This is a genomic window from Faecalibacterium sp. Marseille-P9312, assembly GCF_902497445.1.
Classification (GTDB): domain Bacteria; phylum Bacillota; class Clostridia; order Oscillospirales; family Ruminococcaceae; genus Faecalibacterium; species Faecalibacterium longum.
Window position 1 is genome coordinate 179,043 of sequence record NZ_CABVEW010000002.1, and the last position, 15,913, is coordinate 194,955.

The following is a 15,913-nucleotide window of genomic DNA, read 5'->3' on the forward strand; positions in this document are numbered from 1 at the left end:
TTATGTTGAACGCAGTCGGCAGAGAAATTCCCGAAGAGATCCTCGAGCGCACCGGCAAAGAGGTCTTCCAGGGCAACAACTATAAGGACGGCAAGGCCTTCCAGAAGGCCAGCCCGAAGGTCACCCCCGTGATGCGCAATGACCACGACAAGATGGTCAAGGACATCCACGAGGCTCTGGTCAAGTGCAACGCCCACGACGGCATGACCGTCTCCTTCCACCACCACTTCCGCGAGGGCGACCTCGTGGTCTGCATGGTCATGGAAGAGATCCACAAGATGGGCTTCAAGAACATCACCCTGAGCGCAAGCTCTCTGGGCAAGGCTCATGACGCCCTCGTCCCCATGATCGAGGACGGCACCATCGTCAACATCGAGTCTTCCGGCGTCCGCGGCAAGATCGGCGATGCTATTTCTCATGGCAAGCTGAAGGGGCTGGCCACCATGCGTAGCCACGGCGGCCGTGTCCGCGCCATTGAGACCGGCGAGACCCATGTGGACATCGCCTTCATCGGCGCACCCTCCTGCGACGAGTACGGCAACTGCTCCGGCATGGGCGGCAAGACCAACTGCGGCGTCCTGAGCTATGCTTACGTGGACGCTGAGATGGCTGACTATGTCGTCGCTGTCACCGATTGCCTCGTGGACTACCCCAACTACCCCGCAGAGATCAACCAGACCAAGGTGGATTACGTCTGCGTCGTGGACCAGATCGGCATCCCCGAGAAGATCGCCACCGGCGCAGCCAAGCCCACCACCGACCAGCGCAAGATCCTGATGGCAGAGTACTGCACTCAGGTCGTTGCAAACACCCCCTACTTCAAGGACGGCTTCTCTTATCAGACCGGTGTCGGCGGCGCATCCATCGCCTCCACCATCTCTCTGTCCAAGATCATGGAAGAGAAGAACATCCACATGGGTCTGGGCGTCGGCGGTCTGACCAAGCCCATGTGCGAGCTGCTGGACCGCGGCCTGGCCCGCAAGCTGGTGGATACCCAGGATTTCGATTTGGACGCTGTCAACAACGTCGCTTCCAACCCCAACCACTTCCCCATCTCTGCTGGCGAGTACGCAAGCCCGATGAACAAGGGCGCGTTCGTCAACAAGCTGGATTACGTCATCCTGGCCTCTCTGGAAGTTGATACCCACTTCAACTGCAACGTCGTCGTCGGCTCCGATGGTATCATCACCGGCGCACAGGGCGGCCATCCCGATACCGCACAGGGTGCAAAGTGTACCGTCGTCATCGCTCCTCTGCTGCAGGGCCGTATCCCGGCCATCTGCACCGACGTCACCACCGTCACCACCCCCGGCGAGAGCGTTGACATCGTCGTCACCGACTACGGCGTGGCTGTCAACCCCCGCCGTCCCGACCTGCTGGAGGCTCTGAAGGCCGCTGACTGCGTGCCTCTGAAGACCATCGAGGAGCTGCGCGACATCGCCTACTCCATCGTCGGCGAGCCGGAGAAGGTCCAGTTCGGCGACCGCATCGTGGGCATCATCGAGGCCCGCGACGGCACTGTCATGGACGTCGTCCGCGAAGTCAAGCCTTTCTCTTTCCGCGAAGATTGAGTGATATAGCGTAAAAGCGGGAATGTGGCTTGCCAACCACGCTTCGGAATGGATTCACGGAGATTCCTTCGCTCTTCTCACCCCCGCTTTTGCGGCTAAATATGCACACAAACTTCATGCGATTCTCCTTTTTCAAGGTTTTGTGTTTTATACCGGCATAAAACCAGAGAGCAGCCGACTGCACCGCGCGCAGTTGGCTGCTCTTCTTTGTTTATCGGATCGATTTGGCAAAAATAAAAATGCGGATTTACATGGAGCAGAGTTTTCGGACAGTCTGGACAAAATCCTCTTCGCTGTCCAGAATGTGATAAGGTGCATACTCTCCGTAAGCGTTGGGACGGCTGATGGTCACAAGCTGAATGCCATGTGGTACTGCAAACTGGTTCAGCTGCCGCTTCAAATCCACAAGGTGGACACCATGAACGGTCTTGAGCGCGTAGCAGCCGTGGGCATTTTTATTTTTGGCAACCAGATAGCACATCGTGCAGCACCTCCTCAAAGGTTTCAAGATTGAAAAATTCTCCATGCTCATACCGTTCTCTCAGGATACAACCGATGGAGTTTGGATAGTCTTTCTTATAAAGGTAATCGTGCAGCCAGTTGTTGAGCTGGCGGTCATAGAGCGTGTTAAACTGCAGCTCAATCGGATAGTGGAAGTTGTCGGCATGGTAATAGAGATGAACACCCCGGTAGCCGTCATCACGGGCTTTTCCGCGAGACATATCCACAACCTTGAGCCGCGGGGAAACGAGAGAAAGGACTTCCGTGTAATCGTCACAGCAGGAGCGGAAGCCCAGAATGTCGTTGAAAACTTTCAGAACAGGACGGTCAGGATAGTAGCGCTCATACTTGGTGCGGATGGATTCCTCTGACTTGATGCGATAGTCGATGGCGACTTCACCCAAGAGCGGATTCATGTCCAGCCATTCAGCGGCAGACAGCGCATCCAGAAGGAGAGACTCTTTGTCAAAAGAGCCGAGGTTGTTTTTGAGCGAACGCCCCAGTTGGGATGGATACGAAAGCTCTGCAAGGAGTGGCAGAGAAAGTCCGTTGACTTCTAAAAGTCCCATAGAATGCACCTCCTGACGGAAAACGATTCAAGAATACCATATTTTCAGGAGAGACGCAAGAAAAACGCGTCTTTACGGCACGAAACGATAGCCGACGCCGCGGATGGTGATGATGTGCTGGGGCGTGCGGGCGTTGTCCTCGATCTTGCTGCGCAGGCGGTTGATATAGACCATGATGGCGTTGTCGTCCACAGCGATGAGGTTGCCCCAGATCTGCTCGTATATCATATCCTTGGTGAACACCTGCTGCGGGTGGCGCACGAAGAGCAGCAGCAGGCTGCGCTCTTTCTCGGAGAGGTTCAGCTCCACATTGTTTTTATAAAAGCGCATGGTGGTGGTGTCGCAGAGGAAGGGGCCGCAGCTGATCTGCTGGTTGTTCTCCTGCGAGAAGCTCTTGCTGCGGCGGATGAGGGCCTTGACCTTTGCGCCCAAAATCTGGGGACGGAAGGGCTTGGTGACATAGTCGTCGGCGCCCAGCGAGAGGCCGTACATGAAATCGTAGTCCTCGTTGCGGCCGCTGATGATGATGACCGGCGTGGTGACGCCGTTGCGCCGGATGGTCTGGATGACATCGAAGCCCTCCATGTCGCCCAGCGTGATGTCCATCAGGATCATATCCAGCGTGCTGCTCTGCCGCGCGATGAGGTCCAGCGCCGCCGCGCCGCTGTTGACGACGAGAGGGTCCATCTCATTGCTTATCATAACTTTCGATAAAAGTTTGCAAATCGCTGGATCATCGTCTACAATAAGAACATGATACGACATGGTAACTCCCTGCACTTTTCTGACCGGAAAATTTGTTTCACTTGCGATAAATAAAATTATAACATTTTTAGACAGGAAGAGCAAGACCGCCCCAAAGGAGGACTCGATATGAAGGAGAACGCCCCGAAAAAGATACGCTTCCAGACGCTGCGCACCCTGTGGGCGCCGCTGGCCATCGGCGTCGTCACGGTAGCCGCACTGGCTGTCGTGGTGGGTATGGTGTGGAAGGACTACCGCACCGCCATGATGGACAGCCAGACGAGGCAGATGGAGCTGGTGGTGCAGAGCACCGCCGACAGCATCCGCGTCCTGCTGGAAGAATACGCCGACCGGCTGGACTCCATCGCCGGAAAAGCGGAGGCCGGCAAAGCGTTCCGCCCCACGGTGGCCCGGAGCGATACCATCCGGGACGTCTGGCTGGAAAACAGCAACGGCGAGGTCATCTACAGCTGCTACGGCCTCAGCGCCGTCTGCGATGTCCTCATCACCCGGACGGAGGACATCTCTTACTGGCAGTACCACAGCGGCGACGAGCACTATCTTGTGATGAAGAAGAAGGCCGGGGGTGAGACAGCCTGCCTCGTGGTAGACTCCACGGTCATGTATCAGCAGCTCATCTCGGAGATCCATGTCGGCAGGAACGGCTACATCATGATAAAGAATGACGATAACCTTGTGGTCATGCACCCCGAAGCCGTTCAGTGGGGCATCAAGGTCGTGGAGGGCCGCCAGCGCATCTATCAGGGGAAGGAACTGGACATGAGCAGTCTGAGTGAGCTGCTGCGCGCTCAGCAGGAAGAGGAATCCGGCACGCTGGACTACTACTCCTACTGGTGGGCCGACCCGGATCTGCCCCGGGTGCATAAGATAAGCGCCTTCCGTCATCTGGACGTGGGGGGCAGCTTCTGGATCGTCAGCGCCGTGGTGGACTACGACGATTTCTACGAGCCGGTACAGCAGAGCTTCGTGAAGGTGGTCCTCATCTTCGGCGGCGTGGCGCTGGTGCTGGTGCTCTTTATGTTCCAGATGTTCCGGCTGCAGGAGCGCGACCGCCGCAGCGCGACCGAGATCAGCGATCTGAAGACCCTGAACCAGACCCTCGAAGAGCTCCACCGCAGCGAAGAGTCGCTGGCCCACGGCCAGCGGCTGCAGATGATGGGGACCCTCACCGGCGGCATCGCCCATGAGTTCAATAACTTCCTGACCCCCATCACCGGCTATGCCGACCTCATCATGGCCGACGCCGACCCGGGCAGCGAGATCTATGACAACGCGATGGAGATCAGCGAGGCGGCGCAGAAGGCGCAGGAGGTCGTGAAACAAATTTCTTCCATGAGCCGGAAAAACGTGGAGACGGTCTACGACGCCGTGTCGGTGGAGGGACTGCTCCATCGGACGAGGAAGCTGGTGGAGACGAACTGCCCGAAGAATGTGGAGCTGAAGGAAGAAAATGAGCTGAGCGGCGAATGTGTTCTGGGCAACGCGACCCAGCTGCAGCAGGTGCTGCTGAACATCAGCATCAACGCCATCCACGCCATCGGCGCCGAGGGCGGAAAGCTGACCATCCGGGGCAGCGTCGTGCCGCGCAGTGAGCTGGCGGCGCTCTTCCCGGAAGAGAAGATTTCCGAAGAATGGTCGAGCTACGTCTGCCTGAGCGTCACCGACACCGGCTGCGGCATGGACAAGGAGACGATGCAGCACATCTTCGAGCCCTTCTTCACCACAAAAAAGACCGGCGAAGGCACCGGCCTCGGCCTTGCTCTGGCGGACCAGATCATCCGCACCCACCGGGGCCGCATCCGGGCGGAGAGCACCATCGGCAGAGGCACGACCTTCTATGTCTATCTGCCGGTGCTGGAGCAGCAGCAGGAGCGCGAACAGCTGCAGTGGGGCGTGGACAGCAAGCTGCGCATCCTGGCGGCGGACGACAACAACAAGGTCCTCGACCTGCTGGACAAAGACCTCAGCGCGCTGGGCCTGAGCGTGTCCACCTGCTCCCGCCGGGGCGAGCTGCGCCAGCTGCTGGAGCAGCAGCCCTTCGACGTCCTCGCCATCGACGAGAGCCTGATGAGCAGCAGCGGCGTGGATCTCTGCATGGCCATCCGGGGCCGCTACCCGGGCATGACCCGCATCGTGATGACCAATGCCCCCACAAGGGAGATCGTGGACGCCCGCAGCCACGGCGTCATCGACGGCTATGTGGTAAAACCGGTGTCGGCGTCTACGCTGCTGGCTCAGATACGGAGCAGCCGGAAAGAGTGAAGAGCGGCTGTTTTTTGTGAATTTGTGGAATATGCACAGAGGCATCCTTCATAATTCGATGATATGATAAAAATTCAAGGAATATATTGACAAATCTATAGGGGGGGGGGGTACAATAAGGCCGACAGGCCGACGACCGGAACTGGACAGCCTGCCTGTAAGATCATTCATAATTATGGAGGCAAAAATCATGAAAATGGCAAAGAAGTTTCTGGCCGTCGCCCTCGCCGGCGTTCTGGCACTGTCCGTTCTGACTGGCTGCGGCGATAGCGTCAAGAGCAAGGACATCGCTGACTCTCTGACCAAGATGGGCGTCAAGGTCGAGCAGAGCAAGGACGTGGATAAGACTGCTGAGAACACCCTGAAGGCTATCGAGACTATCATCGCTGCTGACTCCGCCAACAAGATCACTCTGGACAATGCTGTTGAGAAGGTCACCGGCAAGGTCATCAGTCAGGAGCGCATCGACGGCAACACCGATGCCACTGGTGCAGTCCAGAAGGCTCTGGGCGTGCTCAACAGCGGCTCTGATGCCGAGAAGGCAAATGTTGGCAAGCAGATCCGTGTTGCTCTGGTCAAGACCGAGAATGCCACGAAGAACGCAAACCTGCAGGCTGGCATTGTGAATGGCGCTCTGTTCGAGGCTCAGGCCGCTGTCGTTAACGACATGAAGCATGAAGTTGCTGAGACCGGCAAGCTGGGCATTGCCAAGACCAGTGACGGCAAGTACATGCTGGTCGTCATCGTCAACGATGTGGTCGCAAAGACTAACGCCTAATTCCCGCTTCCCCATGTGAGGACTGCCGCAAGGCGATAGATTCCCCATAAATAAAGATGACAACAGGCTCCGGAGTGGAAACACCCCGGGGCCTGTTGTTTTTTTTGTTTCTTTTTTTGCGCAGCTTCGGTTTTATTGTATCCAACCTTCCATACGGAATCTTACAGGATATTAAGGGATTTCTTAACAAACCGTAACGAGAAGGGCTTTGGGCTGTAAGTTTGAGCCTGTATACTGGAACCATAACGAAGGGGAATGATTCCGGAGAATAAAACGGAATGCATCCCCGGCACATGAAAAAAGGAAAGGAAGTACAAACCCATGAGTGATACGATCCTCGCTCTGCTCGGCTTTGCAACGGTGATTGCGGTCATCGTCCTGCTGCTGCGCAATGTCACGGTCCCTGCACTGGCATTCGTCAGCGTCTCGACCATCACCGCAGCCATTCTGGTGGCTACCGGTGCTTTCACCCTGGATGAAATGGCTGGCTTTATCAAGGAGGGCGTCAAGGGCGTCCACGGTACGGCTGTCCTGTTCATCTTCTCCGTCCTGTTCTTCGGCGTCATGACCGATGCAGGCATGTTCGACAAGATCATCGGCGCGCTGATGAAGAAGGTCGGCAACAACGTCGTCGGCGTTGCTCTGATGACCTGCCTCATCGCCATCATCGGCCATCTGGACGGCGGCGGCGCTTCCACCTTCCTCATCACCATCCCCGCCATGCTGCCCGTCTACAAGCGCCTGCACATGCGCCGTGAGACCCTGCTGCTCATCTGCGTCACCGCAATGGGCGTCATGAACCTGATGCCCTGGGGCGGCCCCACCATGCGCGCCGCAAACGTCATCGAGATGGAGCCCAACGACCTGTGGTTCCAGCTCATGCCCATGCAGATCGTCGGCCTGGTGCTGGCTGTCGGCACCGCCATCTTCTGGGGCCTGCAGGAGAAGAAGCGCATCGCAAAGCTCGGCGATGCCATCGTTGCTGAGGACGCCGGCAAGTACGACGACTCCGACGACGGCAAGAAGGATGAGGCTCTGGCTCGTCCCCAGAACTTCATCTTCAACGTCATCCTGACTCTGGCCGTCATCATCGTGCTGGTTCTGGACATCTTCCCCTCTTACTACGTCTTCATGGTCGGCTGCGCTCTGGGCATTCTGGTCAACTACCGCGGCAAGAAGCTGCACAACTCCATCATCAAGAGCCACGCTTCCGCTGGTCTGAGCATGGCATCCACCATTCTGTGTGCCGGTGTCTTCCTCGGTGTCCTGAGCAAGAGCGGCATCATGGAGAAGATGGCAGTCGTCATGGCAAGCTTCATCCCGGCATCTCTGGGCCGTTTCCTGCCCATCATCATCGGCATCCTGAGCGTGCCTCTGGCTCTGCTGTTCGATACCGACTCCTACTTCTACGGCCTGCTGCCCGTTCTGGTCAGCGTTGGCAACCAGTTCGGCGTCAACCCGGCTCACATCGCCATCGCAATGGTCGTCTGCCGCAACTGCGCTACCTTCATCAGCCCGGTGGCTCCCGCTACCTATCTGGGCATCGGTCTGGCCGGTGTCGAGATCAAGGACCACATCAAGTACTGCTTCGGCTGGCAGTGGGGCGTTTCCATCGTCTGCCTCGTCGCTGGTCTGATCCTCGGCGTCATCCACTTCTGATAAACTGAGTTCCCGCCCGGCTGCCCTTCGTTGGACGGCCGGGCATTTTTGCAGGATACTTTTTACCACTTTTTCCCAAGGAGGCTGCTGCAATGCGTGAGACCCCAGTCTGCACCGCGGCCGATGCCATCTACAAGCTGGCGGCGGGCAATCTGAAATACCTGAACGCGGAAAACGGGAGCGGCGATATTTCCCGCCGTATCCGGATGTCCACCTGGGCGAAGGGCCAGTCGCCCTACGCCATCATCGTCACCTGTTCGGACTCCCGGGTCATCCCGGAGAACATCTTCTCGGCGGGCATCGGTGAGCTGTTCGTCATCCGGCTGGCGGGCAACATCATCGATGACCACCAGCTGGGCAGCATCGAGTACGCTGCCGGCCATCTGGGCTGTCGGCTGGTGGTGGTGCTGGGCCACACCCACTGCGGTGCGGTGGATGCCGCCATCCACCACGAGCCCTCCGGCTATATCCGCTACATCACGGACGAGATCAAGAAGGCCATCGGGGATGAAACAGACCCCTACAAGGCCAGCTGTCTCAATGTCCGGCACAGTGTGCAGGAGATCGAAAAGAGCCTGTGCATCCATGACATCAAGGAGGAAACGGGCCTGCGGGTCGTCGGTGCGATGTACCACATCGAGGACGGCAGCGTCGAATTTCTGTAAGGAACTCCCAGCATTGCGGCGGAACGGCCCTTTCCCAGACCGGGAAAGGGCCGTTTCTTGCGTTTGACAATCCGGCCTCGTTCGCTTATACTGACAGCGGAAAAAGAAACCGACGGAGGGACGGAATATGGTACAGGTAGACCTTATCACAGGATTTCTCGGGGCAGGGAAGACCACCTTTCTGCGCAGATACGCGGCATGGTGGGCCGGGCAGGGCGTCAAAGTCTGTGTGCTGGAAAACGACTTCGGCGCGGTGAACGTGGACGCCATGCTCCTGCAGGACCTCGAGGCCCGGGGCGTGGAGCTGGAGACCATCAGCGGCGGCTGCGACTGCGACACCCACCAGCGCCGGATGCGGACAAAGCTCATCTCCATGGCCATGCGGGGCTTGGAGAGGGTCATCGTGGAGCCCAGCGGCATCTTTGACGTGGACGAGTTCTTTGACGTGCTGCGGGACGAGCCGCTGGACCGCTGGTATCAGCTGGGCAATGTCATCGCCATCGTGGATGCCCTTCTGCCGGAAGAACTTTCCCCGCAGGCAGAATATATCCTCGCTTCCGAGAGTGCATGGGCGGGCAGCGTCCTCCTGAGCCGCTGTCAGTTGGCCTCTGAGGCGCAGAAGCAGGGGGCAGAAGCCCATCTGGCCCGTGCGCTGGAAGCCTGCAAGTGCTCCCGGAAGTTCGGCCCGGAGGAGATCATTGCGAAGGACTGGGCCGATCTGACGGCCGACGACATGGCCCGCATCGCAAAGTGCGGCTATCGGCAGGCCAGCTGCGAAAAGCTCCACTTCGACGCGCACGATGCTTTCACCTCGGCTTACTTCCTCGAGCTGGGTCTGCCCCGTGCTCAGCTGGAAAAGAACATCCCGTCCCTCTTCACCGACCCCGCCTGCGGAAATGTCCTCCGTGTGAAAGGCTTCGTGGAGGATGATGGCCGGTGGTACGAGCTGAATGCTGCCGCCGACGGTCTGACAGCGGCCCCCATCCCGCAGGGACAGCAGGTGCTCATCGTCATCGGCGAGGGGCTGGACAAGGCCCGGTTGGAAGAAGACCTGAGACGATGAGTTTTCCACAATGAAACAGATCATTGTGCAATATTGATTGCGCTGACCCTCCTGCCGCGTTATAATAGAGAAAAATAGATCAGGAGGCCGTTTCATGAGCACTTCGACCACCCAAAAGCCGACCACCCGCCGCATCGTGGGCATGGTGGTGGGCATTGTCATTATTGGTCTGGGCATCGCCCTCTTCAAGCAATCCCATCTCGGCAACGACTCCATCAGCGCGCTGAATATGCGCCTTGCCGAGCTGCTGGGCATCTCGCTGGGCGTGCAGAACGTCGCCACCAACATCCTCTTCTTTGCGCTGGAATTCTGGTTCGGGCGCAAGTACATCGGCCTTGGCACCTTCGTCAACGGCATCGGCATGGGGTTCATCATAACCTTCTTCTACGAGCCCATTGCCGCGGCCTTTGGCCCGGCAGCGTCCCTGCCGGAACAGCTGGTGTGGGTGGTGCTGGCCGTCCTTGTGACGGCGCTGGGCGCGTCTCTCTACCAGACAGCTGACCTCGGCATCGCGCCCTACGATTACCTCTCGCTGGGTCTGCGGGACTACACGCACTTCCAGTACTTCGGCTGCCGCGTCTTCACCGACGCCTTCTGCGCCCTGCTCTGCTGGCTCCTGGGCGGTCTTGTGGGTCTGGGCACCCTCATCTGCGCGTTCTGCCTCGGACCCTTCATCCAGTTCTTCAACGGCCTCGTCTCCGAGCGGGTCCTGCAGTATAAGCCCGAAAAAGCATGAGCATAACAAAAAAGACATCTGCCGACGGCAGATGTCTTTTTTGTATCTTACTCGAATTTGAACAGCGGCGTGCCGGTGGAGACGATGCCGCCCGCGATGATATGGAGCTTTGGCAGGTCGTCGGCGTTGGTCACGATGACGGCGCTCTCGGTGGAGAGCCCGGCGGCGCGGATGGCGTCGAGGTCCACGTTCAGCAGGGGCGTTCCGGCTTTGACAGCCTGTCCTTCCCTGACCAGCGGGGTGAAGCCGCTGCCTCGCAGGGCGATGGTGTCTATCCCGATGTGGATGAGCAGCTCGATGCCCTCGGTGCTTTCCAGCCCCACAGCGTGGAGGGTGGAGACGATGGAAGTGACCTTCCCGTCGAAGGGAGCGTAGACCGTGCTGCCGGTGGGCTCGATGCCGCAGCCCGGGCCGAGGATGGCTGCGGCGAACGTCTCGTCCGGGAGCTGTTCCAGCGGGAGAACGATGCCGTCCATGGGGGCTTTGACGACCATCTTTTCACCGGGGAACCGCGTCTCTTCCGCAGTCTTTGCCCTGCCGCCGAAGAGCCTGTCAAAAAAGCCCATAGAGAAAACCTTCCTTCCACTCATGTTTCTTTCAAAGATAGCATACTGACGCCCCAAAAGCAACCGTCGTTTCGCATAAAATGGAGGGAAAAGTTTTGGCAGTTACATCAGAGCGATGAGCTGCTCGATCTCTTCCATCTTAGTAGCCCAGCTGGTGGCGATGCGGACGACGGTGTGGCTGTCGTCGAACTTCTCCCAGAAGCCGAACTTTGCCTTGCCTTCCAGCGCGGCCAGCTGGGTGTTTTCCAGCACGACGAAGAGCTGGTTGGTGGGGGAGTCCATAAAGAAGCGGTAGCCCTTGGCGGCGAGGCCCTTCTTGAGGGCGTTGGCCGTCTCGATGGCGTTGCGGCTGATGCGGGTGTAGAGGTCGTCGGTGAAGAGGACGTCGAACTGGATGCCCATGAGGCGGCCTTTGGCCAGCAGAGCGCCCTGCTGCTTGACCATGGTCATGAAGTGGGCCGGTGCGCCGTGGGGGAAGACCACGGCCTCGCCGCAGAGTGCGCCCACCTTGGTGCCGCCGATGTAGAAGACGTCGGTGAGCCTGGCGAGGTCGGCCAGGGTCACATCGGTGCCTTCGCTCACCAGCGCATAACCCAGACGTGCGCCGTCCACGAAGAGGGGCATATGGTAGGTGTGGCAGACGGCGGACAGGGCCTCCAGCTCAGCCTTGCTGTACAGGGTGCCGTATTCGGTGGGGTGGGAGATATACACCATGCCGGGGAAGACCATGTGGTCGTGGTTCGAGTCGGCGTAGAAGGTCTTGCAGAAATCCTCCACCGTGGCGGCATCCAGCTTGCCGTTCTTCTGGGGCAGGCCGATGACCTTGTGGCCGGTGAACTCGATGGCACCCGCCTCATGACCGGCCACATGGCCGGTGGCGGCGGCGATGACGCCCTCCCAGCGGCGGAGCGTGGAGGCGATGACGATGGAGTTGGCCTGGGTGCCGCCGGAGATGAAGAAGACGTCTGCCGCGGGGCAGGCGCAGGCGGCGCGGATCTTCTCTTTTGCGCTGGCGCAGTAGGGGTCGGTGCCGTAGCCGGACACCTTCTCGAAGTTCGTTTCCGTCAGCTTCTGCAGGATGGCGGGATGCGCACCCTCGCAGTAGTCGTTCTCAAAATACAGCATATTCTTTCCCTTTCCTTTATTACGATAAAGAAGATGATTCTATTGTGAGCCAGGAATGCACGTTTGTCAACCCTTTGAAACCATGGAAAAATACCCACCCTTTGCTGTATCTTTAATTTATTTGTGGTATACTTTTACAGTGTAACCGAATATAGATCGGGAGGGACAGCAAATGAAGCAGATGCTCCGGAAAAAGGACGTCTGGGTACTTTTGGCGGCGCTCATCGGGGCGTTCGCCTGTGTGACGCTCATCCAGTTCATCAGCGGCCGCATCGACGGTGTGGCCTCGATGGTGTTCCTGCTGGCGGTGTTTTTTGTTTCCATGTACACCGACGGCTACTGGTGGGGCGTGGCCGGTTCTGTCATCAGCGTGCTGGCGGTCAACTTCGCGTTCCGCACGCCCTACTTTGCCTTCAACTTCACCATCCCGGAGAACATCTTCTCCGGCGTGGTGATGCTGGTGGTCTCCTTTATGACGAGCACCCTGACCACCCGCATCAAAAAGCAGGAGCAGCTGCGGATGGAGAGCGAGACAGAGAAAATGCGGGCCAACCTCCTGCGGGCTGTCTCCCACGACCTGCGCACCCCGCTGACGTCCATCTACGGGTCCTGCTCTACGGTCATCGACAACTACGACTCGCTGGGCCGGGAGCAGAAGATAAAGCTCCTTTCCGAGGCCTGTGCCGACGCCCAGTGGCTCAACCGGATGGTGGAAAATCTGCTCTCCGTCACCCGCATCGACGCCGACGGCGTCGCCATCCAGAAGACGCCCACCGTGCTGGAAGAGCTGGTGGATACGGTGCTGGTGCGGTTCCAGAAGCTCCACCCCGGCGTACCGGTGGAAGTAAAGCTTCCGGATGACTTCATCGTCATCCCGATGGACTCCATGCTCATCCAGCAGGTGCTGACGAACCTTTTAGAAAACGCGGTGCTCCACGCCAAGGGGATGACCTGCCTGACGCTGCGGGTGTTCACGCTGGGGCAGCGGGCGGTGTTTGAAGTCATTGACAACGGCTGCGGCATCCCGAAAGAGCGGCTCAAGACCCTCTTCACCGGCACGACCTTGACGCAGGATACCTCGTCGGGCGGCAAGCACGGCATGGGCATCGGGCTGTCGGTGTGCGCGGCCATCATCAAAGCCCACGGCGGCGAGATAAAGGCCGAGAGCACGCCCGGCGAGGGTACGACCATCCGGTTCTGGCTGGAGACCGAAGAAGTGGATACGGAGGAAACAGAGGATGAGCAATAATAAATTCAAGGTACTTATCATCGAGGATGAGGCGAACATCTGCAGCTTCATCCAGACCCTGCTGGAGACCAACGGCTATCAGGCGCTGGTGGCCCAGACCTGCGTGATGGGCATGACCATGTTCATCTCCTATAACCCGGACCTCGTCATCCTGGACCTCGGTCTGCCCGACCGGGACGGTCTGGACGCCATCCGCTCCATCCGGCAGAAGTATCTGACCCCCATCATCGTCCTGTCGGCCCGCACCACCGAGCAGGATAAGATCGAGGCCCTCGACCTCGGTGCCAACGACTATATCACCAAGCCCTTCGGTACCGGTGAGCTGCTGGCCCGGGTGCGGGCTGCGCTGCGGGTGAACCGCTATGGCGGCGGCAGTCTGCCCGGCGGGGTGTTCAGCGCACAGGGCCTCACCATCAACTACGAGCGCCGCAAGGTGTTCGTGGACGGGCAGGAGGTGCGCCTGACCCAGACGGAGTACAACATCGTGGCTTTCCTGTCCGAGCACGCCGGGCGCGTGATGACCTATGCGGCCATCGTCCGGGCCATCTGGGGCGACACGGACGCCAGCAGCACCAAGAAGCTGCAGGTGAATATGGCCAATATCCGCAAAAAGCTGGGCAGCCGCCCGGGCAGCAATACTTATATCCTCAACGAGCTTGGCGTGGGCTATCGGATGATAGAAGAAGACGCAAAGCCTCTGGAACCTGCGGAGGAGACGAAATGACACTGGCGCTGAGCCTGTTTGTCCTGTTTTATATTTTGATGCTGGCGGTGCAGCAGTACCGCCCCTGGGTCGCGCTGGGCGGCGCCGGGGCGTTCCTGCTGCTGGGGAAGCTGGGCGTGTATGATTTCACGCTGGCGGACGCCGCCCGGGCCGTAGACTTCAATGTCCTGCTGATGATGGCGGGAATGATGGGTACGGTCTTTCTTTTTATCCAGAGCAAGATGCCCGCTCGGCTGGCCGAAGAGCTCATTGCCCATGTGCCGGATGTCCGGTGGGCCGTGTCGGTGCTGGCGCTGCTGGCGGGGTTCATCAGTGCCTTTGTGGACAATGTGGCCACCGTGCTTATGGTGGCTCCGGTAGGGCTTGCCATCGCCCGGCGGCTGAAGCTATCGCCGGTGCCGGTGCTCATCGCCATTGCGGTATCATCCAATCTGCAGGGCGCGGCAACGCTGGTGGGAGACACCACGAGCATCCTGCTGGGCGGCTTTGCGGGGATGAATTTCTTCGATTTCTTCTGGATGGAGGGCCGGCCCGGCATCTTTTGGAGCGTGGAGCTGGGAGCGCTGGCCTCGCTGGGGGTGCTGTTCTGGCTGTTCCGGGACCAGCGCCAGCCCGTCCATGTCACGGTGGAAACGGAGGTGGAGGACGATGTCCCCACGGCGCTTCTTCTGCTGACGGTGGGGCTGCTCATCGCGGCGTCCTTCCTGCCCGAGCCCTCTGGCGGCGTGCTGCATCTGCTCTACACCTTGCGCAGCGGGCTCGTCTGCATGGGACTGTGCCTCTTCGGTGCCGCCCGCGCCTGCTGGCGCAGCCGCTCCCTGAAGCCGCTGGCCGAGACGTTCCGGGCGCTGGACTATGACACCCTGCTGCTGCTCTTCAGCCTCTTTATTCTGCTGGAAGGAGTGAGCAGGGCGGGCGTCATCGATGCGGCGGCGCAGCTGTTCCACTCCGCAGCCGGAGACGAGCCGCTGCATCTTTATCTGCTGCTGGTGGCCGCGTCGGTAGGGCTGTCGGCCTTCATCGACAACATCCCCTATGTGGCGGCTATGCTGCCGGTGGTGCAGGGCGTCGCCGCCCTCATGAACGGCGGCGCGGGCATTGAGCCGGAGCTGTTCTACTTCGGCCTGCTTACCGGCGCGACGCTGGGCGGCAACCTGACCCCCATCGGCGCGTCGGCCAACATCGCGGCCATCGGCATTCTCCGCAAGAACGGCGAGACTGTCCGCACCCGGGACTTCCTGCGCATCGGCGTACCCTTCACACTGGCGGCAGTTCTCGTGGGGGCAGGGAGCCTCTGGCTGTTCTGGGGCATCTGAGAAAATTCAGGAAAAACTGCAAAAGAAAAAGCGTGGTCTGGCAGACATCTGCCCCGGAAGCAGGCATCACCGGGGCAGATGTCTGTGTTTTTGTGCGCAGGGACGCAAGATAAAATATGCGGAAAAGAATGCAAAAACTTTTTTGAAAAAAAGCTTGACTTTCCCGTTTTCCGTGGTATAATAACTATCGTTCCGAGCCGAACGGCAGCGAACAAAACAGAATATGCGGATATGGCGGAATTGGCAGACGCGTTAGATTCAGGTTCTAATCGGGGCAACTCGGTGGAGGTTCAAGTCCTCTTATCCGCACCATGACGAATGTTCTTACAGCATTTAGCTGTCAAAGAACATTCGTCATTTTTTT

The 15,913-nt window shown here is 59.0% G+C and carries 15 protein-coding genes and 1 tRNA gene; 11 read left to right on the forward strand and 5 right to left on the reverse strand.

The genetic code is table 11. The annotated features are described in order from the left end of the window. The first annotated feature begins 2 nt into the window (after positions 1 to 2). Positions 3 to 1,571, forward strand: coding sequence for a citrate lyase subunit alpha (gene citF / locus F3G95_RS02270; protein ID WP_149793650.1), 1,569 nt, complete (start codon positions 3 to 5; stop codon positions 1,569 to 1,571). A gap of 247 nt (positions 1,572 to 1,818) precedes the next feature. Here citF and F3G95_RS02275 read toward each other — a convergent pair whose 3' ends face one another. The 3 genes from F3G95_RS02275 to F3G95_RS02285 form a co-directional block, all read right to left on the reverse strand. Then, the gene (locus tag F3G95_RS02275) at positions 1,819 to 2,052 is read right to left on the reverse strand and encodes a DUF6718 family protein (protein WP_015565471.1); all 234 of its coding nucleotides are present in this window, start codon (positions 2,050 to 2,052) and stop codon (positions 1,819 to 1,821) included. Next, complete coding sequence (locus F3G95_RS02280; protein WP_149793651.1) at positions 2,027 to 2,641, reverse strand: RelA/SpoT domain-containing protein; 615 nt, start codon at positions 2,639 to 2,641, stop codon at positions 2,027 to 2,029. Before F3G95_RS02280 ends, F3G95_RS02275 begins: the two co-directional genes overlap by 26 nt. 72 nt (positions 2,642 to 2,713) lie before the next feature. After that, entirely contained in the window at positions 2,714 to 3,406 is a 693-nt protein-coding gene (locus F3G95_RS02285) for a response regulator transcription factor (RefSeq protein WP_149793652.1), read from the reverse strand. A gap of 108 nt (positions 3,407 to 3,514) precedes the next feature. Between F3G95_RS02285 and F3G95_RS02290 the strand changes: the two genes are divergently transcribed. The 6 genes from F3G95_RS02290 to F3G95_RS02315 all read left to right on the forward strand — a co-directional run bounded on the left by F3G95_RS02290 (position 3,515) and on the right by F3G95_RS02315 (position 10,569). Next, positions 3,515 to 5,668, forward strand: a complete 2,154-nt coding sequence (locus tag F3G95_RS02290; protein WP_149793653.1) for an ATP-binding protein — start codon at positions 3,515 to 3,517, stop codon at positions 5,666 to 5,668. A 190-nt stretch (positions 5,669 to 5,858) separates the two neighbouring features. Then, positions 5,859 to 6,446 (forward strand): hypothetical protein, encoded by a 588-nt coding sequence (locus F3G95_RS02295; RefSeq protein WP_149793654.1) that lies wholly within the window; start codon positions 5,859 to 5,861, stop codon positions 6,444 to 6,446. A gap of 321 nt (positions 6,447 to 6,767) precedes the next feature. Further along, a complete protein-coding gene (locus F3G95_RS02300; RefSeq protein WP_149793655.1) occupies positions 6,768 to 8,105 on the forward strand; it encodes a citrate:proton symporter in 1,338 nt (445 codons plus the stop codon). A 92-nt stretch (positions 8,106 to 8,197) separates the two neighbouring features. After that, positions 8,198 to 8,770, forward strand: a complete 573-nt coding sequence (locus tag F3G95_RS02305; protein WP_149793656.1) for a carbonic anhydrase — start codon at positions 8,198 to 8,200, stop codon at positions 8,768 to 8,770. A gap of 127 nt (positions 8,771 to 8,897) precedes the next feature. Continuing rightward, on the forward strand, positions 8,898 to 9,833 hold the full coding sequence (locus F3G95_RS02310) for a GTP-binding protein (protein WP_149793657.1): 936 nt from the start codon (positions 8,898 to 8,900) through the stop codon (positions 9,831 to 9,833). Between the two features lie 94 nt (positions 9,834 to 9,927). Next, positions 9,928 to 10,569 carry a hypothetical protein gene (locus F3G95_RS02315; RefSeq protein ID WP_149793658.1) on the forward strand — a complete coding sequence of 214 codons (642 nt, stop codon included), beginning with the start codon at positions 9,928 to 9,930 and terminating at the stop codon, positions 10,567 to 10,569. 47 nt (positions 10,570 to 10,616) lie between these two features. Here F3G95_RS02315 and F3G95_RS02320 read toward each other — a convergent pair whose 3' ends face one another. Both F3G95_RS02320 and F3G95_RS02325 read right to left on the reverse strand, forming a co-directional pair. Beyond that, positions 10,617 to 11,135 (reverse strand): PTS glucose transporter subunit IIA, encoded by a 519-nt coding sequence (locus F3G95_RS02320; protein WP_149793659.1) that lies wholly within the window; start codon positions 11,133 to 11,135, stop codon positions 10,617 to 10,619. Between the two features lie 102 nt (positions 11,136 to 11,237). Next, entirely contained in the window at positions 11,238 to 12,260 is a 1,023-nt protein-coding gene (locus F3G95_RS02325) for an aminotransferase class I/II-fold pyridoxal phosphate-dependent enzyme (RefSeq protein WP_149793660.1), read from the reverse strand. A 172-nt stretch (positions 12,261 to 12,432) separates the two neighbouring features. Between F3G95_RS02325 and F3G95_RS02330 the strand changes: the two genes are divergently transcribed. From F3G95_RS02330 to F3G95_RS02345, 4 genes are all read left to right on the forward strand, one after another. Then, positions 12,433 to 13,509: an ATP-binding protein gene (locus F3G95_RS02330; protein WP_149793661.1), complete on the forward strand. Its 1,077-nt coding sequence runs from the start codon at positions 12,433 to 12,435 to the stop codon at positions 13,507 to 13,509. Continuing rightward, complete coding sequence (locus tag F3G95_RS02335) at positions 13,499 to 14,233, forward strand: response regulator transcription factor (protein ID WP_149793662.1); 735 nt, start codon at positions 13,499 to 13,501, stop codon at positions 14,231 to 14,233. Before F3G95_RS02330 ends, F3G95_RS02335 begins: the two co-directional genes overlap by 11 nt. Continuing rightward, positions 14,230 to 15,549: an SLC13 family permease gene (locus F3G95_RS02340; RefSeq protein WP_149793663.1), complete on the forward strand. Its 1,320-nt coding sequence runs from the start codon at positions 14,230 to 14,232 to the stop codon at positions 15,547 to 15,549. Before F3G95_RS02335 ends, F3G95_RS02340 begins: the two co-directional genes overlap by 4 nt. 225 nt (positions 15,550 to 15,774) lie before the next feature. Further along, a tRNA-Leu gene (locus tag F3G95_RS02345) sits at positions 15,775 to 15,861 on the forward strand. Positions 15,862 to 15,913 lie beyond the last annotated feature (52 nt).